The organism is Burkholderia sp. AU28863, from assembly GCF_002223195.1.
Lineage (GTDB): Bacteria > Pseudomonadota > Gammaproteobacteria > Burkholderiales > Burkholderiaceae > Burkholderia > Burkholderia sola.
The window spans coordinates 829,161-848,072 of record NZ_NKFE01000003.1 but is presented as its reverse complement, the minus strand read 5'-3'; the positions used below and the strand labels follow the sequence as shown (position 1 = coordinate 848,072).

At 65.0% G+C, this 18,912-nt stretch carries 12 protein-coding genes and 1 pseudogene; 1 reads left to right on the top strand and 12 read right to left on the bottom strand.

Translation table 11 applies throughout. The features are described from left to right. The 8 genes from CFB81_RS06345 to CFB81_RS06310 all read right to left on the bottom strand — a co-directional run bounded on the left by CFB81_RS06345 (position 1) and on the right by CFB81_RS06310 (position 11,825). Positions 1-384 (bottom strand): CpaD family pilus assembly lipoprotein, encoded by a 384-nt coding sequence (locus tag CFB81_RS06345; RefSeq protein ID WP_089434845.1) that lies wholly within the window; start codon positions 382-384, stop codon positions 1-3. Between the two features lie 14 nt (positions 385-398). Further along, positions 399-1,781 carry a type II and III secretion system protein family protein gene (locus CFB81_RS06340; RefSeq protein ID WP_089434844.1) on the bottom strand — a complete coding sequence of 461 codons (1,383 nt, stop codon included), beginning with the start codon at positions 1,779-1,781 and terminating at the stop codon, positions 399-401. Between the two features lie 63 nt (positions 1,782-1,844). Beyond that, on the bottom strand, positions 1,845-2,891 hold the full coding sequence (gene cpaB, locus CFB81_RS06335) for a Flp pilus assembly protein CpaB (protein ID WP_089434843.1): 1,047 nt from the start codon (positions 2,889-2,891) through the stop codon (positions 1,845-1,847). An 18-nt stretch (positions 2,892-2,909) separates the two neighbouring features. After that, positions 2,910-3,392 carry a prepilin peptidase gene (locus CFB81_RS06330; RefSeq protein WP_089434842.1) on the bottom strand — a complete coding sequence of 161 codons (483 nt, stop codon included), beginning with the start codon at positions 3,390-3,392 and terminating at the stop codon, positions 2,910-2,912. Between the two features lie 89 nt (positions 3,393-3,481). Then, the gene (locus tag CFB81_RS06325; RefSeq protein WP_050013708.1) at positions 3,482-3,664 is read right to left on the bottom strand and encodes a Flp family type IVb pilin; all 183 of its coding nucleotides are present in this window, start codon (positions 3,662-3,664) and stop codon (positions 3,482-3,484) included. 552 nt (positions 3,665-4,216) lie between these two features. Then, entirely contained in the window at positions 4,217-6,802 is a 2,586-nt protein-coding gene (locus CFB81_RS06320) for an EAL domain-containing protein (protein WP_373452640.1), read from the bottom strand. Between the two features lie 55 nt (positions 6,803-6,857). Further along, positions 6,858-10,547 (bottom strand): response regulator, encoded by a 3,690-nt coding sequence (locus tag CFB81_RS06315; RefSeq protein ID WP_089434841.1) that lies wholly within the window; start codon positions 10,545-10,547, stop codon positions 6,858-6,860. Between the two features lie 42 nt (positions 10,548-10,589). Further along, a complete protein-coding gene (locus tag CFB81_RS06310) occupies positions 10,590-11,825 on the bottom strand; it encodes an ABC transporter substrate-binding protein (RefSeq protein ID WP_089434840.1) in 1,236 nt (411 codons plus the stop codon). 468 nt (positions 11,826-12,293) lie between these two features. Between CFB81_RS06310 and CFB81_RS06305 the strand changes: the two are divergent. After that, a pseudogene (locus tag CFB81_RS06305) lies at positions 12,294-12,917 on the top strand (transposase); the annotation flags it as partial. A 274-nt stretch (positions 12,918-13,191) separates the two neighbouring features. On the opposite strand, the gene CFB81_RS06300 reads toward CFB81_RS06305, so the two are convergent. The 4 genes from CFB81_RS06300 to CFB81_RS06285 form a co-directional block, all read right to left on the bottom strand. Further along, positions 13,192-13,602: a hypothetical protein gene (locus tag CFB81_RS06300; RefSeq protein WP_249190252.1), complete on the bottom strand. Its 411-nt coding sequence runs from the start codon at positions 13,600-13,602 to the stop codon at positions 13,192-13,194. A 65-nt stretch (positions 13,603-13,667) separates the two neighbouring features. Beyond that, entirely contained in the window at positions 13,668-15,419 is a 1,752-nt protein-coding gene (locus CFB81_RS06295) for a DUF4150 domain-containing protein (RefSeq protein WP_256975989.1), read from the bottom strand. Continuing rightward, positions 15,412-16,755: a DUF2169 domain-containing protein gene (locus CFB81_RS06290; protein ID WP_089434838.1), complete on the bottom strand. Its 1,344-nt coding sequence runs from the start codon at positions 16,753-16,755 to the stop codon at positions 15,412-15,414. The genes CFB81_RS06295 and CFB81_RS06290 overlap by 8 nt, the downstream gene beginning before the upstream one ends. Before the next feature lie 11 nt (positions 16,756-16,766). Next, entirely contained in the window at positions 16,767-18,878 is a 2,112-nt protein-coding gene (locus tag CFB81_RS06285; RefSeq protein ID WP_089434837.1) for a type VI secretion system Vgr family protein, read from the bottom strand. Positions 18,879-18,912 lie beyond the last annotated feature (34 nt).

Genomic DNA, 18,912 nt, shown 5'->3' with positions numbered 1-18,912 from the left:
TCAATGGCCGGGCGAGCCGGTCGTCGTCAGCGTCTTGCCCGGCGTAGGCTGCTTCACGCGATCCTCGACGTAGCGGCGCACCGCGTCGGCCGCGACTTGCGCATCGGCGCCGCCGTACGGCACGGGCGCGACGAGGTCTTCCGGCCGCGCGAGCATCGTCGCGAGATTCGTGTAGGTCGCGCAGCCGAACGGCACGCCGGGCCGCCCGAAGCCGGCATCGACGAGATGCGACGGCTGCATCAGCTTCGCGCAGTCGGGCGGCACCGCACGGACGCCGTCGAAGCCGATCGCGCGCGCATCGGGCAGGTTGATCGGCGGCGGCGCCGACAGGCACGCCGCGAGCGCCAACGGCAACGGCGCGGTGAACAGGGTTCGGACTCGCATGCGTGCTCCTCCGGTCAGTACACGAAGCCCGCGGCGCCGACGAGACGCGGCGTGTCGCCGGTCAGCAGGTCGAGCCCGAGATTGCGCTGGATCGCGAACTCGAGGTCGCTGCTCGGCCGCGCGACGGTGTCGAGCGCCTGCTCGAGCTGGCCCGGCCCGGTCGGCTGCACGATGTACGGCGTCACGATCACGACGACCTCGGTCTTGTTGTCCTGGAAGTTCTTCGACGAAAACAGCCGGCCGATGATCGGCAGCCGGCCGAGCCCCGGGATCTGCGACACGGTGTTGGCCGTCTGGCTCTGCAGCAACCCGCCGATCGCGAAGCTCTGCCCGCTCGACAGCTCGACCGTCGTCTCGACGCGCCGCACGGAGAGCCCGGGCACCGTGACGCCGCCGGTCGTCACGCTGTTGTTCGGGTCGACCTCGCTCACCTCCGGGCGCACTTTCAGGCTGATCCGGTTGTCGGCGAGCACGGTCGGCGTGAAGTCGAGCGACACGCCGAACGGCTTGAACTCGACCGTGATCGCGCCGGTCGTGTTGCCGGCCTGCGCGACCGGAATCGGAATCTCGCCGCCCGCGAGAAAGCTCGCGGTCTGCCCGGACATCGCGGTGAGGTTCGGCTCCGCGAGCATCGTGATCAGCCCTTCCTGATCGAGCGCGTCGAGCACGACGTCGATCGACCAGCGCCCGGTATGGAAGCCGCCCACCACGGAATACGCGCCGGTCGGCGACAGGTTGAACAGCCGGTTCGTCGGATCGAACAGCGTGCGCCCGTTGAACAGCCCGCCGATGAAGTTGCCTGCCGCGCCGAGCGAACTCCAGTTGATGCCGAGCTGCTGCGTGATGTTGCGGCTCACTTCCGTCACGCGCACGCGCAGGTTCACCTGGATCGGGCGCGACAGCGTGAGCCGGTTGACGATCTTTTCCTTGTCGTTCACATAAGGCGCGAGCGACTGCATCACGGCGTCCGCGTCGGCCGCGCTCGGCACCTTGCCCGACACCATCAGCGAGCCCGGCGCGCCGGACACCGACAGCTTCAATTGCGGGAAGCGGCTGTCGAGCACCGTCTGCAGCGATGCGGTGTCGACCTGCACGATCACGGTCCGGCGCAGGATCGGCCGATGATTCGCGCCGAGCGCGATCAGCGTGGTCGTGCCGGCCTTCTTGCCGAACACGAACACGGTGCGCGGCGACGGCACCTGGATGTCCGCGATGCTCGGGTCCGCGACGAACATCGCGGTCGCCGGTTCCGGCAGCAACAGCATCTCGCCCTTGCCGGTCGCGATCGACAATGCCGCGCCGGCGTCCGCCGCCTGCGCGCGCTGCGCGAACGCGACACCCGGCGCGACGACGGCGGCCAGGCACCAGCAAGCGATCCAACGAACCATGCGCACCATGCGTGTTCCCGTCAAATGCCGGCCGCCGGGCGGCCGGATCCCAATCGACACCTCGTCATCGCGTCACTGCGCGAGCGCCGCCCGCGGCGCTTGCGCCGTCGTGTCGGCGGCCGCATTGCCCACCGCGGGCGCAGGCGGCGCAACCGGCGTGCCCGGCCAGCCGGACGGCAGCGGCGGGATGCCCGGCATGCCGACGCCACCGCCGCCGCCACTGCCGCCGCCGCTGCCACGCGAACCGTCGTCCACCGACGAGCCGCGATAGATCACGACCGTGTTGCCCTGCGGTGCCGGCCGCATGCCCGTGTCGGTCTTCGCCGACGGCGAGCGCGTCGCATCGCGAAACGCGCGCGAGACGTCGCCGGCCCACACCGGCGGCGTATCGGGCTCCTGTTCGTCGCCGCCCGCGGCCTGGCGGCGGTCGCTCGTCGCGAAGCTGCGCAGCGCGAGCGACAGCGAACCGAGGCGCGTCGCGACCAGCACGACCTGCGCGGTGCGCGGCGCGACCTCGAGCGTGACCGTGCGCGCGCGCACCGGCGCGTCGGGCGCGCTCGCGGCCGTCTTCGCACGCTGGAATTCCGAACCGACCGCGAGCACGCGCGCGCGGCGCACGACCGTCTCGGCTTCGAACGTGCCGGGCGTCGTCGCGGAACCGCCGATCTGCTGCGTGAGCACCACGTCGACGAAATCGCCCGGCTGGATCAGCCCCGCGTTGCCCGACACGTCGTCGACCGGCACCGAGATCGCGCGCATGCCGGGTTGCAGCGCGGCCGCGAGAAAATCCGGCGCGCCGGCCGGGATCACGTTGTCCGCGCGAATCGGCGCACCGGCGTCCACGCGGCTGCGCAGCAGCGCGCCCTTGAGGTCCGCGCCCGGCTGGGACTCGACGAATGCGCCGGCCGGCACCTGCGCGCGCGGCATGCGCTTCCACGCGAGATCGTTGTCGCGCAGCAGCAGCCCTTCGGGCAGGTCGGCCGCCGCGACGCGCACGTCGACGTCGCTCGCCACGCCGGGCGCCGACGGCGTCGACGCGGCGACATAGAGCTGGCGCAGCAGGAACGCACCGATGGCGGCAGCGATGATCAGCACGGCCATTCTCAGAGGTTTGGGCATGGCGGCGTGCGTCCCCCGCTAGGTGAGCGAAACCGCGTGAGGAAACGGCGCCCAGACGGCCAGTGCGCCGCCGAGCGCGAGCGCGATGCCGTACGGCACGCCGCGCGTATCGATCGCAGGCGCCGGCGCGATGCGGCGACGCTGCCACGCCACGGCCGCGAGCATGGCGACACCGCATGCGACGCCGCTCGCCCCGACGATCGTCAACACCGGGAACGCGAGCGCCGGGCCGGCCCACAGGAAGACGGCCGCCGCCAGCTTCACGTCGCCGCCGCCGATCCAGCCGGCGTGACGCAGCCCGGCGAACAGCAGCAGCATCGCCGCGGCGGTCGCGACGTGCGCGGCGAGCTGCGCGAGCCCTTCGCGCGCGAGCGCGGCCGCGACGAAATACAGCATCGCGAACGCGAGTACCGTGCGGTTCGACAGGCGCCGCGTGCGCACGTCCTGCAGCACGAGCGACATCAGCACGAGCGTCGCCGCCGACTGTACGAGATAGAGCATCGGAGAGCCGTCCGTCGGCGCGCCCCGGCTGGATACGTCGTACCGCTGCGGATCCGTGTATTCGTCGGCGGCGCGCGGGTTCAGGGGGATCAGATCAGCGCCGTGACCTTGTTGATCAGCGATGTGAACACGGCCGGCAGGCCGCCGGTGTTGCTGCTCAGAATCACCCCGACCGCAGCCAGCGCGACGACGACGATGCCGGCGAGGACCGCGTATTCGAGCGAGCTGACGCCGCGTTCATCGCGCAGCAGGGATTTGACGTAGTGCAGCATGACAACCTCCGTGTGACGGGGTCGTTGATCGACCATTGAATGTAAAGACGCGGCGTTGCTTCGGTGGCGTTCACTGCGTTTCGCCCATTCATGACTCATGCGGCAGGCCTGGCAACGGGCCGTTCGCATCCCCCGGAATCCATTCGATCACTGCAACGCGAGTTCGGCGGCAATGGAATCCGCCATGACCCGCGCTCGCTTGTTACCTGCCCGCATCGACGCAATGCGGATCCAGCCGTTCGTCTAGGGTATAGACAATTTTTTTGGCGTTTTCAAATAATTTAGCGTCGAAATGTATTTATGGAAAAACCTGTTCACAAGTGAATGGAGATCCCGCCAGTCGGCGTATTATCGCGGCTCCGCATTATGTGGTCGCCATCCACTTTAATAGTCTTACGGCGCCGGGCGGAATGATTTTCCGAATCGCGCACAATTTACGCATTTGTTCAGTTTTCGATTGCCGGGCGGTCCTCTTTATTGCCCGGTATCGAATTCCGATAGCCGAGCGGCGTCGCGCGAAACACGTTCCGCGAGCGCGTCGGCGGCTTTCGGTCAACGGCGATCGCGCGACTCCGCCCTGCCGAGCGAGCGCAGCGGAGACGGGCGGATGCCGAGGCGGGCCACGCCGAGATCGGCCCCGCTCATCGACGCATGCTCGAACCGCTGGAACGACTCGGTGATGTGCTTGCGCAGCAGTGCGACGTCCCATGGCTTGATCAGCAGCTTCTGAACGGACCCGCTGCCGGACGCGTCCTCGATCGACGCGCCGTCGCCGTAGCTGGACAGCAGGATGCGCACGATGTCCGGGTACAGCGCCTTGACACGCTGCAGCAGGTCGAGCCCGGACACGCTCGGCATCCGGAAGTCCGACACGATCACGCCGACGCGATGCTGCGCGAGCAGGTCGAGCGCCTCGTCGGGATCGGTGGTGGCGAGGATCTCGTAGCCGTCGCGGCCGAGCGCCTGCCTGAGCATCTGCAGGACCGCGCGGTCGTCGTCCACCAGCAGCAGCGTGCGATGCAGCAGTTCGCGCTGCCGGCAGTGCTCGGGCAACTCCGAGCCGGCGGACAACATGTCCGCGATCTCGTCGCCGGTGACCGGATGGCTGAAGTAGTAACCCTGCATCGCATGGCAGCGATGGCGGTTCAGGAACGACAGCTGGGCTTCCGTCTCCACGCCCTCGGCCACCGTCTCCATGTGCAGCGACTCGGCCATCGCGATGATCGAGCGCGTCAACGACGCACCTTCCGCGCTGGTGGTGACGTCGCTGAGGAACGAACGATCGATCTTGACGACGTCGATCGGCAAGTCCTTCAGGTACGACAGGCTCGAATAGCCGGTGCCGAAATCGTCCAGCGACAGCACGACGCCGAGCGCCTTCAGTTCGCGCAGCGTATGTGCGATCGCATTGGAATCCTCCATCAGCACGCTTTCCGTCAACTCGAGTTCGAGCGAGTCGGGCTCGAGACCGGTTTCCGCGAGCGCCGTGCGCACCAGGTGCGCCACGTCCTGCTGCCGGAACTGGCGCGCGGACAGGTTGACGGCAATCCGGATCGGCGGATGCCCTTCCCGGCGCCACGCGACGGCCTGGGCGCACGCGGTGCGCAACACCCATTCTCCGATCGGCAGAATCAGCCCGGTTTCTTCGGCGATCGGAATGAAGCGGTCGGGCGGAATCACGCCGATTCCCGGACGTCGCCAGCGAATCAGCGCCTCGACGCCGCTGATCTGGCCGGTCTTGAGATCGACCTTCGGCTGGTAGTACAGCTCGAGTTCGCCGTTCGCGACGGCCTGATGCAGCGCGTTTTCGAGGATGGTCTGCTCTTCGACCCGCGCGCCGAGTTCACGCGTATAGAAGCTGTAGCAATTGCGCCCGTGTTCCTTCGCGCAATACAGCGCGGCATCGGCCGTCTTCAGCAGCGTCTCCGCGTCGGTCCCGTCGGTCGGGTAAAGGCTGACGCCGACGCTGGTCGTCACGTGCAGGTCGTGGCCATCGAGCACGAACGGCGCAATGAAGGTGTCCAGGATCTTGCGGGCGATCGCGTCCGCATCCGACGCCGTCGCGAGGTTGACCAGCATCACGACGAACTCGTCGCCGCCGAGCCGCGCGACCGTGTCGCCGTCGCGCACCGAACTCTTCAGGCGCGCGGCGACGACCCGCAGCAGCCCGTCGCCGGCCGAGTGACCGAAGCTGTCGTTGATGTGCTTGAAGCGGTCCAGGTCGAGCACCATCACCGCGATCAGCTGCCCGGTGCGCCGCGCCTGCGACATCGCCTGCTCCATCCGGTCGCCGAGCAGGTTGCGGTTCGGCAGGCCCGTCAGCGCGTCGTGATTGGCGAGGTATTCGATACGCCCCTGCTGCATCTTGCGTTCGGTGATGTCCTGCACGATGCCGCGCAGGATGATCGCGTGGTTCGGATCGCGGCCGGACTCCGCCTGGTGCAGCACGCAGCGCTCGGTGCCGTCCGCATGGATCAGCCGATGCTCGATCGAGAACGCGACGCCTTCGGTGCGAAGGCTCGTGTAGGACTGCACGAGCAGCGGCTGCTCGTCGGGCGGAACGGCCTGCACGAGGCGTTCGAACGTCGGCGGCGTGTGGGCGGCGTCGAGCCCGAGAATCCGGTACAGCTCCGGCGACCAGTAGCCGTCCGTCCGCCCGGCCTGGTATTCCCAGTTGCCGAGGTGCGCGAGCGCTTGCGCATGCGTGAGGCTGACCTCGGTCGTCGCCAGCTTTTCGACCGCCGCGGCCGCGCGCAACAGATAGCGGACCCGATACCCGAGCAGCTTCCACCGCATCGGCTTCGACACGAAGTCGGTCGCGCCGGCGTCGAACGCGCTGGCGATCGATGCGTCGTCGTCGTTGCCCGTGAGCATGACGATCGGCACGCGGCGGCCCTCGGGCAACGCGCGCAACGCCCGGCAACACTCGAATCCGTCCCCGCCGGGCATTTCGACGTCGAGCAGGACCACGACCGGACGATGACGCAGGAACGCGTCGATGCCCTCCTGCGGCCCCGTCGCTTCCTCGACGCGGAAACCTTCGGGTTCCAGCGTCTCGACGACCAGCAGGCGCGTCATGGCGTCGTCGTCGATGATCAGAATCGCCGGCACATCGGCATGTTCCTGGTTCACGAGCATCCTCCTGTTTTGCCGCCGCGCAATCGCCCTGGCGATCGGCCGGTCCGGCGTCCATTCAACCTTCGACGCGCTCCGCGATCAGCGCCGCGTGCGCGTGCCCGAATTCCGCGTCCGTGCCGGCGACCAGCTCCACCGCCGCGCCGACGTCGGCCGCGCGCGCCAGCTGCTCGATCGCGCGGCAACGCGCCGACAGCAGGTGCGCGCCGACGTTCGCGCTGCTCGATTTCAGCGTATGGGCAGCCAGCTTCAGCGCATCGGCGTCGCCCGCTTCGACCGCCGCATGCATGTCGCGGATCAGCCGCGGCGCATCCGCCGCGAATTGATCGATGATCCGCGTCAGGACATCCGGGCGGCCCGGCCGCTGAAGCGCGCGCAATGCATCGAGCGCCTTGTGGTCGATCACGCTTGCGTCGTCGTCCGGATCGGGGGCCGCGCCACCGCCCGCTTCCGGACGCGTGTCGATGCCCGCGTCCGTCGTCGCCGCATCGCTTTCGGTTGCCGGCGCGCACGCCGCGCCGCCGACATGGCGCGCGAGCATCTGCAGCAGCGCATCGCGGCGGAACGGCTTGCCGAGATAGTCGTCCATCCCGGCGGCCAGGCAGCGCTCGCGGTCGCCGCTGAGCGCATTGGCCGTCAGCGCGATCACCGGCAAGCGCGGCGCGCCGGCTTCGGCTTCGCGACGGCGCAGCTGCCGCGTCGCCTCGAAGCCGTCGAGCTTCGGCATCTGGCAGTCCATCAGAACGACGTCGAATCGGTCGTCCGCCAGCCGCTTCAGCGCCTGCTCGCCGTCGTCGGCCACGTCGACCTGATAGGCGGTGTCCTCCAGCATCGCGAGCGCGATCTGCTGATTCACGACGTTGTCCTCCACCAGCAGCACGCGCGCCGCGATCGCATCGAGCGGCCGGCCCGGACTCGCGTCGGCGTCGTCGGACACCGGCTCCGCCGACGTCGGCCGCGGCGGCATCACGTGCATCGCCGACGCGATGGCCGTATGGAGATCGGCGCCATGGAGCGGCTTCGTCAGCCGGGCGGCGATGTCGAGTTCATGCGCGACCAGGACGCTGTCCATCATCTCGAACGCGGTCAGCGTGATGATCCTGAGCGCACGCAGCGACGGATCGCGGCGGATGTACTGCACGAGCGAGATGCCGTCCATGCCCGGCATCCGTACGTCCACGATCGCGAGATCGAACGGCGCGCCGTCGGCGACCGCCGCGCGCAACTGCGCCAGCGCGTCGTCGCCGCCGATCGCCGTGGCGACGCACAGCTGCCATTCGATCGCATGTTCGAGCAGCACGCTGCGATCGGTTTCGCTGTCGTCCACGATCAGCACCTTCAGGCCGGCGAGCGACGGCCTTGCCTCCGATGCGACGCCGACCTCTCCGGACGCCGGCTCGAACGGGGTCGTCACGGTGAACACCGAGCCCTGGCCGGGCGTCGATTCGAGCGTGAGCGCGCCGCCCATCATCTCGGCCAGCTGCCGGGAAATCACGAGGCCGAGCCCGGTTCCGCCGTATTTGCGCGCGGTCGAGTTGTCGGCCTGCTGGAACGGCCGGAACAACTGCGCGGACACCTCGGGCGCGATGCCGATGCCGGTGTCGGCGATCGTGAACACGATGCGGCCGTCGTCCGCATACGACACGCTGAGCGCGACGTGTCCGTGCTCGGTGAACTTGATCGCATTGCCCAGCAGGTTCGTGAGCACCTGGCGCAACCGCACCGGGTCGCCGCGCATCCATTCCGGAACGGTGTCGCCGCGCCGGTACACGAGCGCAAGCGCCTTGCGTTGCGCGTTCGGCTCCAGCAGCGCGACGACGTCGTCGAGCAATTGGTGCAGGTTGAAATCGATGCGCTCCAGCGTCAGCTTGCCGGCCTCGATCTTCGAGAAATCCAGAATGTCGTCGATCAGCACGAGCAGCGTCTGACCGGATCGATACACGGTGTCGACGAACTTGCGCTGCTTCGACGTCAGCCGCGTGCGCTGCAGCAGTTCGGTCATGCCGAGCACGCCGTTCATCGGCGTACGGATCTCGTGGCTCATTCGCGCGAGAAACTCCGATTTCGCCGAATTCGCGGCTTCGGCCGTGGCGATCGCCGCCTGCAAATCGACGTCGCGGCGTTGGATTTCGTCGAGCATCATGTTGAAGCCGGCGACCAGCGCCGCGACTTCATCGCGACCTTTGTGCGTCATGCGCAACGACAGGTCGCTGCCGCTGCGAATGCGCGCCATCGTGCGCGTCAGGCGCGACAGCGGCCCGGAGATCGACGCGCCGAGCCGATGACTGATCAGCAGCCCGCCGATCGCGAGCAGGAACGATACCCCCACGATCATCAGGATCGCGGTCGCCACGGCCCGGTAGACGTCCGATACGATGCCGCGCTGCTGAAGGTCGACGCGCACGGCCTCCTGCTCCGTGTAGGCCGCGAGGCGATTGGCCGTCGTGTCGACGTCCGCGACGATGCCCTGCATGGCCACGTCGTTGGACAGCATGTCGGACTTCACCGCGAGGATGCGGCGCGCGGATCCGGCCAGCTCCGTGGTCAGCCCGACGACCTCCTGTGCGCGCTTCACGTTGCTCTGGCCGTCCGCGGCGAGCGCATCGCGCAGTGCGCCGGCGGATGCGGTGAGCGCGCCGATATTCTTGTGCAGATCGTCGTCGCCGCGCGCCAGACGGTCGTTGCCGTCGCTTTGCGCGATCATCCGCAGGTCGAACGCCAGTGCGCTGATCCCGCCGTTCACGATCGCCGACAGCGACGCGACCCGCGCGGCGCGCCGCCGGAATTCGATCGCCTCGTCGAGACGCTGTCGCGCCTTGACGATCTGCAGTGCAAACGGATCCGCGATCTCCGCAAGCTTCGCGTCCAGCGCATCGAGCGACTGCAGCACGCTGTTCTCTTTCGCGCGGTAGCGGGCCGCGACGGACGGCTCGGCGAACATGGCACCGCGCAGCGCGACGAGGCCGTCCTGGCCGTCGAGGATGTCGGCCGCCACGCGCCCGAGTGCGGCCGTCACGCCCTGCGCGGTGGCGGCATCGAGGTTCTGCGCCGCGAGCGCGAGCGCATGGCGCGCGCCGTCGATCGACGCCTGCATGCGCTCGCGCAGCGGCGCGAGCCGGTATCGGTTCGGCGCGACGTCGACGCGGCCGGCGACGGTGATGATGTCCTTCACGTTCGTGCGCACCTGGTCGAGCGCATGAATCGTCCGGTTGTATGCGGTATTGGCCGCGAGCGCGCCGCTCACCGCCGCATCGGCGTCGTCGTCCAGCCGCTCGGTTTCCTTGCCGATTTCGGTCAGCAGCGTGGCGCCCCGCGCCTGCACGCGTTCGATCAGCCGGCGCTCGGCGACGAGCTGCGCATCGCCGCGCAGGCGCTTGTCGACGCCTTCGTTCATCGACCGGAGCATCGTCCGCAGATCGGTGGCCGGTTCGTCGATGCCGTGCCGGTCGATCGCGCGCACGGCGGCCGTGATGCCGGAGATCCGCTGCAATTGCGTTTCGATCTGCGACGACGACTGCTGTCGCTCCGCCGCGTCCTGCGCGTGCTCGAGCCGGCCGAACTCCACCGCGAGTTCCGCATACGCGCGCTGGAGTTCGTTGCTGCGCACCTGCAGCGGCAGCGATTCCGTCGTCAGCGTGCGCACGCCGGACGCAATGCCGTGCACCGCGATCAGGCTGGTCACGGAAATCGCCACCGCGCCCAGCAGCATCAGGCTGGTACTGGTGACGAGCTTCGCCTTGATGTCCATGCAGCCCTCCAGGATCGGAATGGCCTGACGGCCATCCGCCGCTCATTGCGCCGGCACGACTAGCGGCGTGACGCGCCCGTGCGCGATTTCGGTGAGGAACACGTCGTTCAGTGCCTGGTGATCGTCGGCGCTCAGGTTGACCACCAGGCCGCCGAGGTCCAGATGCCGGATCGATTCGAGCGCCTGCTTCAGCGTCGCTCGCGTGGGCGATGGCCCCGCGCGCTCCAGCCCGATCAGCGCGACCTTCGCGTCGAGGCAGCCCTCGATGTGCACCACGCCGATGTGCTCGTCCGGAAAGCGCTGGGCGATGAGCCGCGCGCAGTCCCGGATCACCGGGCGATCGCTCTGCGGCAGCGGCACGACCTGCGAAATCAGCATGCCGTTCCCTTCGTCGCCGATCAGGCGCAACAGGTCGTCGGTGCCGACGAACGACACCGCCGCGAGATGGGCCGTAAGGCCTTCGCGGTGCGCGGCCCGAACGAATGCGGCGACCGGCGTATACGGGCCGACCATGATGACGACGTCGGGCCGCCCTTCGAGTACGGCCGCGAGGCCCGTGTCGACCGCCGTCGTGCCGCGGCGGAACGTGCCGGTGGCGACGACGTCGAGGCCATGGCGGCGCAGCGCGAGCTGCGTGCCCGCCAGCACCGCGAGCCCGAAGCCGTCGTCCTGGTAGAACACCGCGAAACGCGTTGCGCGGTCGTGCGCGATCAAATGATCGACGAGCGCGCGCGTTTCGTCGTCATAGCTCGCCCGGACGTTGAAGACCTCCGGCGTGACCGGCTTGCGCAGCGCCATCGCGCCGCTGAACGTACCGACGAGCGGAATGCCGGCGTCCCGGATCATCGGTAGCACCGCAGTGGTCGTCGGCGTGCCGACGTAGCCGAACAGCGCAAGGACGTTGCCCCGCTCGATCATGTCCAGCGTGTTGTCCACAGTCCGGTCGGGTTCATAGCGATCGTCGGCGATGACGAGGTCGATTTTTCGCCCGTGCACGCCACCGCGAGCGTTCGTGTCGTCGAATACGGCTTGCGCGCCGATCAGTAGCCCGTGTCCGAGACCGGCGGAATTGCCCGATTGCGCGTTGACCATGCCCAGGCGGATCGTGTCGCCGGTCACGCCGGGCTCCGCCGCGAAGCCGGCGCCCTGGCCGCTCAGTGCAGCGCAGCATGCGATCAGCGCCAGCGCCTGCCTGACGCGGGGACGCGCGAGTGCGCGCAGTAGGTTCGAAGACCAGGTGCCGGAACACATTGGTGCGACTGACACAGTCTCGTCCATGTTGGGCTCCCGTTCGGCACCCGGTTGTTCTGATCTGACGATGCGCCCCGCCGCATGCCGCACCGCTGCCGTGGTACGAGTCGATTAGTCATATATATAGTTTGCATCCCTTGCGACTGCAAGGCGGAGGCGCCGAGCCACGCCGTCGTCGCGAGTTGTTGCGCTGCGGCGATGGAATGCGGGCGGGCGCGACCGAGCGGGATCGCGCTGGCGGCATTTCGATACGATTGTCAGTGCGTCGCTTTGTTGCGGGAATCGATGCGCAAGAGCACGGCGCCCGGGCGATGGTGCGCGGCCGATTCCGGCGTTCGGAAGAGGGAATGCGCAGCACGCGGATGGGCGCCGCCGCCGCTGCAGCGATACGCCGACGCGTCGCGTAGCTACGCCACGCCCGTTGTTGGTGTTTCAGTTGAATGCCGCAAGCCGGTTCGACGGGGGGATAAATAATGGACTGCCAAACAAGCAGAGGATTTATTGAGACATCTCCGCTACCCTGCCGGTGCGGCCAAGCCGGCCAACGCCATGAATCAGCGCAACGGACGGGCCCCAAGACGGTCCTGACTGAAGACGGCCCGATTCGCATCGAGGTGCCTCGCCACCGCGACGGCAGCTTCGAACCCATTCTGATACCCAGGCTCGAACGGCGCTTCGCCGGGTACGCCCGAAGCCTTGGCGATGGTGTTTCCGGCCACCACACTGCAAACTTGTATCGTCCGTCTGATCCGCAACAGCCTCGATTACGCCAGTTGGAAAGACCGCCGAGGGTTGGCTGCCGCGATCAAACCGATCTACGCCGCGCCCAGTGCGAAAGTGGCCCAGGCCGAACTCGATGCGTTTGCTGATGGGCCGTGGGGCCGGAAATTCCCGACCGTCAGTAGCGCGTGGCGCAACGCCTGGGATCGCGTGATCCCGTTCTTTGCGTTCCCGCCGGGCGTGCGCAAGATCATCAAAACCCGCAGGCACTTCCCGACCGACGAGGCAGCCACCAAACTCATCTGGCTGGCCCTGCGCAACATCACGGCAAATTGGGGTAGTGCAGTTCATGACTGGAAGACCGCCATGAACCAATTCGCTATCCTTTACGCCCTACGCAGATCGATTCGTCCGGCCTTCCGTGTAATTACTCAACCCGCCTTGAACACGGAAATCCTGACACCCCGAGCTCCCGCCCCTTGCTGTAACAAATTTGTAGCACGCAATAAAGCCCGCTCGCAGCGGGCATTATTACTTCCGGGCATCGATCCGTCCGGGTGTTTAGAAACTGGCAGTGCCCACTGATGCATAGGCACCGCGCAATATCTGCCAAGGATTCAGGCAATGCCGACGCTGCGACCCGCGCCGAAAGGCCAGCGTTGCGGCAGCCCCATCATTCCTCCTCCGCCAAGCCACTCAGATCTAGCGGCGTAGGATTTATCTGCGCGCTAACAGCACGTTGGAGCGTCCCCTGCTTCCTACGTAACGCATATGCCCGCATCACTGACAAGGGCGCGAATTCCAGCCCTTCTACTGGAGTGTGACCAACAATGACAGGAGTATTGAAATTTACATTCTTCTCGTCATCAAGAGGCAACTCCCATTTTCCACCGTAGTTTTCTCTGACGATCTCCCCAAGAAAACGAGCAAATGCAACCACAAGGCCAGAGACATAATCTTTGTCCTTACCATCAGACATAAGGTCGAACAATTTTTCCAGTTTTGGCAAATCGTCCAACTTAACCGTCAATTGGATCCCATGTTGTTTCGCCTCATCAGACAACCAGTCCAGTTGATCGTCCATGATCATCAAGAAATCGTCAAATGCCTCTTCAGCTACCTTTCTGTCAAATACCATTTCCGTTCCCTTTAAGGAATTTTTGGACCAATGTGCGCGTCGATGCCCGCTCTCTTTAGCGCTTCTAGATACGGCTTTGACGCGCCTTGTTCAAGGATGTGCTCGACCTGCCACCCTTGCTTAACCAGTTCGGCATCTTTCTGAATCGCCACGATGTTATCCTTTGTCAAACTCACGGGACCGGTTTTAAGTTGCCCAGCATACATCTCATCTGACTTTAGAATATCAATTTGACGGTTTGTCAGCGGCGTCTTGAGCGTTCCCTCAGAGGCACTCATGGCATCGCGATACGCAGCCTCCCTCTCGGCACCATACTGATAGTTCCGCATATTTGTATCGTATTGCTTACTCCACGCATCGTAGTCTTTCTTCCCACCTCTCTGTTTGTATCGCTCCCACCTCGCCGCCTTATGCTCAGGGGTACCCGGCTCTAACTTAACCTTCCGAGGAACCTTTACCCCATCTCCAGCTGGCCCCACTTCGGCAGGCTTTGCTACCTTGGAGGCGTCGGCAACCCCATCAGCGACTTCCGCCCCCTTGGCCGTCGCCGCCCCCGCCTCCGCGACTTCCCCAGTCTTCCCTGCCGCGTTCGCAACTTCTCCCGTTTTCCCAGCGACATTTGCAACATCAGCAACCTCGCCGGCCTTACTGGCGACGTTCACCGCCTCGCCAACCTTGCCGGCCACATTCCCCACTTCGCCGGCCTTACCAACTGCGCCGACGCCCCCAGCGAGCAAGCTGCCGACGTCAATCGCACCGCGACCAAGCGCCTCACCATAGTTGCCCTGACTCCACGCTTCCATGTACGGCTTCGTGATGCCGTCAACGATCGCCTTCGGATGGTCATAGATCGCCTGCGCCGTTTTTCCGGCAGCGTGCAGTGTTTGCGAGTACCCGTGATAGTCGTACAGCCCCGTCAAATCAGACAAGCCCTCAGCGGCCTGCGATACCGGCGACAGCTTGGCGGCTCCGATGCCTAAACCCACCAAACCCTTTCCCATGTCCCAGACTGCACCGCCGGCCCCCTTAAAGAACCCGCCGACCTGATGCATGACGCCCTTCTCGGGTGGCGGATTGGCATCCCCCACGACATTCCCGCTCGCATCCACCGAGCTTCCGGGCGCAGGTGCCGTCACGTAGGTTCCCGTACAGTTGCCGGAATTCATTGTGCACGGATCACCGTCACGAATGACCGGATGGCCGCCCGCGCGAACCGTCGTGCTTCCCTTCGTGGGTTTGGTCTCGCCTCCCACCGTACCGGAGCCCACCCCATCGGCCGAGCCCGCCTCGTCGCCCGTACATGTCGGGACCACGCTCTGATCGAGCACGTACGCCGGCTTGCCGTTGAATCGCACGCTGGGCACGACGCCCGATGAACCGCTCAGATCCGAGACGACCTGATAGGGCACCGGCGGCGTCGAACTGCCCATCGGCGTCTTACAAACGTCGGGCGTGCTGCTGACCGCCTTAAAGCTACCGTCCTGTCTCGACGCGATCCGATTACCCTTGGAGAAATGATCGGACGGTTGCGCCTGATCCTGCGGCTTATAGACGCCTGTTTCAAAGCGCCTTTGAACTGACTTCCCCGCCTCGTCAAATATATCCCGCAGGTCCGGACGGTCGCTCCACGGATTCGGTGTGTTCCATAGCGCATCCAGATTCTTCACCGCATCCCGGGCCTGCTCGACACTCTGGATGTTGAAGTGCTCACGGAAAACATCGCCTGCGTCGCCGGTAACTGTAATCTCCAACGGTTCAGCCATGTTGCGCTCCCGTCGATCCGATCGAAGTTGCCGGCGACCCTGCGGCAAGCCGCTCCAGTTCAGCACGGTCGACAAACCTTGCCTCGAAGCACTGCGCACGCACGGACTTCATTAGCGTCGCACGCCACACCAACATCACAACGGGCTTCGCAGCATCCGATACGTCGATAGACAGCGTATCGAGCAGCAGCGGCGCGAACTTGAGCGACTGGTCGGTGTAGACCCATCCCATCGGCAGATGTCCTGGCAAGGCAATGCGCAGGATCGTATTGCCCTGCTCGTCCAGGGTCGATCCGGTCGTGCCGACGGGAACAAGATTCGTCAGCACGATCGTCTCGTTACCCTTCATGTGCGGCACCTGCATCAGCTGATGCGCGCCGTTCCAGTACCTGAACTGAAAATCGTCTGGCAAGCCCGGATGGCGCTCAGCGAGCCACTGGTCATCATAGGTACCAGCAAGCTCACGCCTCGATCGCCACGCTTTCCCGACAATGCCAAAGCCAGCCGGATGCAACGAGGCTTGCGCCTGCCCGTTCGAAGCCGCGAGCCACGCCTGTACCGAGATGGGTTCACTGCTGGCTTCGATCTGCGGTGCAGCGACTTTTTGCAGCTTTGTCGCAGTAAGAAACCAACGCTCGGCAAATCCTAGACCGACAGGATTATCTTCGCAGGCCGTATGCGCCACCGGAACGCTGTCTTGATCGGGGTGTGCGGCCTGCTGTTTGTCATCGAGCCGAGATGCCTTCGGCACACGTTTCGCAGCTGGATCCTGCGCGTCGATCCGACACTGCCCACCCCATGCGTATTCGTAACGCATAGGAAGCGCTGCGATTGGCTCAGGCGGCGTCAACGACCAGTCAACGGGACGCACGATGCCGAGCGAGGCGATCTTCACGAGCCGATTCATGCTTCGTCCAAACATCGACCGCCGAGCAAAGTACCTTGGGCCGGTCACAGACAGCCTGCGATCCAGCAAGACTTTCGTTGTCGGCACACCCGCGTCATCGTCGGATCGCATGGGCGCCGACACAATTCGAATGCCCGCCACAAAGCGCGGCAACGGCCGCCCCTGCGGCGCATAGGCCGTCCCGTTGATCAGTACATCGCAAAGCGGTTTATATGGCGCGAGATCGCTTTCCTCCGCCACGCTGGACTGATTCGGCTCGCCGTGGAAGCGATCTGATGTCGCGAGCGGTTTCTGTGTCTGCGCCAATACCAGCGAGCCGTTTCGCAGCTCGAAGGTCTGCCGCAGCACGATCGTATGAAACGACGCGCCATTGGGCGCAAACGACTCGAACGCCAGCGCCGGAAAGGGCGTGTGATTGGAGAACTCCATCGCCGCCTCCGTCAGTTGACGTCAACGTCCTTACCGTTGATCTGTACCGGCCCGGAACCCTCGATCAGCAACTGTGTGCCCCGTAGCGTGATGTGCCCGTTGGACTCCATGATGAGGACGGCGCTTCCGGTTTTCAGCTCAATCCGGTCGCCGGCCGTGATCGTATACGTCTTGCCCACCATCGTGGTTTTCGACAGCCCCACTTCCTCGGCGCTGGCAAGCCCGGCCGCGGTGTTGATCGCGCCCGCTACTGTCACCGTATACGCGCCGCCAACGGTCAGTGCTTTCGCCAGCCCCACCGTCTCCGTCGACGTCAGTGCAATCAGGAGATTCTCCATCCCCTCGATCGTCTCGTTCCGGTTGCCGCCGACCGTCAGCGTCTCGTTGTTGCCAACGGTCTCGGTGCGATCCACCCCAACGTGAATCGTCTCGTTGTTGTCGACGGTTTCCGTGCGATCGTGGCCGACGTGCACCGTCTCATCGTGATCGATGTTCTTGGTGCGATCGTTGCCAACCCAATGCGATTCATTGTGCTCGACCTCGATGCGCTGGTCCTTCTCGGCGTGTAGCCAGACCTCTTCCTCACCCTTCTTGTCCTCGAAGCGAATCGCATTGGCCGTGTTGACGTTACCGGTCTTGGTCGAACGCGTCAGAATCCCGCTCTGTGTCGCGTTGGCTGGCAATGCCCACGGCGGCATGTTCTGCGAGTTGTAAACGCGCGACGTCACGAGGGGACGGTCCGGATTTCCGTCCAGGAAGCTCACGACCACCTCATCCCCGATTCGCGGGATCTGAATCATCCCGAAACCGCTACCCGCCCACGGCTGGCTCACGCGCACCCAGCATGAACTCCCTTGGTCGCGTTTGCCGAGACGATCCCAGTGGAACTGCACCTTCACCCGGCCGAGACTATCCGTATAAATCTCCTCGCCTTTCGGACCTACGACGATCGCCGTCTGCGGCCCGACGATCGTCGGACGCTCCCCTTCGAATGCCGGACGGTACGGAATTTTCTTGCGAATGCAGGTGAAGCTGCACGAATACGCCGAACTCCCCTCACCGGGCTCATAGTTGTTCGTGCCGGTGTGTGACACAGTCAGCAACAGGAATTGCCGGTCTTCCTGTTTGGTACTGGCGTGATCGTAGTGGTCGTCCAGCTCGAAGTATCGGCACGGCATCATCCGACGACCCGTCGTTACCCCGACGAACGTCTTGCTGTGCGCAGCCAGCGCTTCCGTCCGGAAGCGCGTGAGCTCTTCACCTCGATCGCTGTCAGCGAAACCATGCTCGCCGAGGTAGTCGTAGATCTCGTAGGACGGTACGTCGCCTTGATTGACTTCCGTTCCACCCGACACGAATCGCCGGGCATGGGGAATCTTGTAGTCGAAAGTTTTCAGTCCGACCGTGTCCGGTGCAAGCTGACGCTGCGCTTGAAATGACGTGATGACGGCAAGATTGTCCATCGCCTCGCCCTGGTTGTATTGCAGCGATGGACTGCGCCCGTCGATCGGCTTTGCGGTCACCGAGTTATCGGAGATGATCAGCTTGTGCCCATCCTTCGCATGCTCGAAGTAATAGAACAGGCCGTCCTCGCGCATCAGTCGCTCGACGAAAGCAAGATCCGTCTCACGGTACTGCGTGCAATAGCTACGATTCTGCGTTCCCTTCGAGAGCCGGAACTCGAACGACGCGAGCTTGCCGTATTCTCGAAACACACGCGAGAGAATCGCCTCTGTGTTCTCTTCCTGAAAGATCCGAATGTCCTGCCGGCGAGAGAGCATCCAGAGCCACGGCAGGATCGTTGCGCTGTACATCGCAAAACCGCCATCGGTATCCAGATGCGAAAACGCTGCGACGTATCCGTGGAAGTAACGCTCTTCGGAGCTGGCGAGCGCATCGGTCAACTGCAACGTAATTGTCACAGGTTGGCCGATCAACTTCTTCAGCTCGATATTCTTGTCTTGCGACGCGAGCCGGACACGCATCTCAAAATTCTGAGATAACCCCTCGGTACAATGGAAATCGACGAGTACGAGATCCGATCGACCTTTCAAAGGCGTTTCAATCGTAAACAGGCGATTGCTCTGGAGCTGGAAGAAGCTCGCAATTTCGGACATTTGCATATTTAGCCTCGGAATCTCTCAGCAGAGGGGCAGC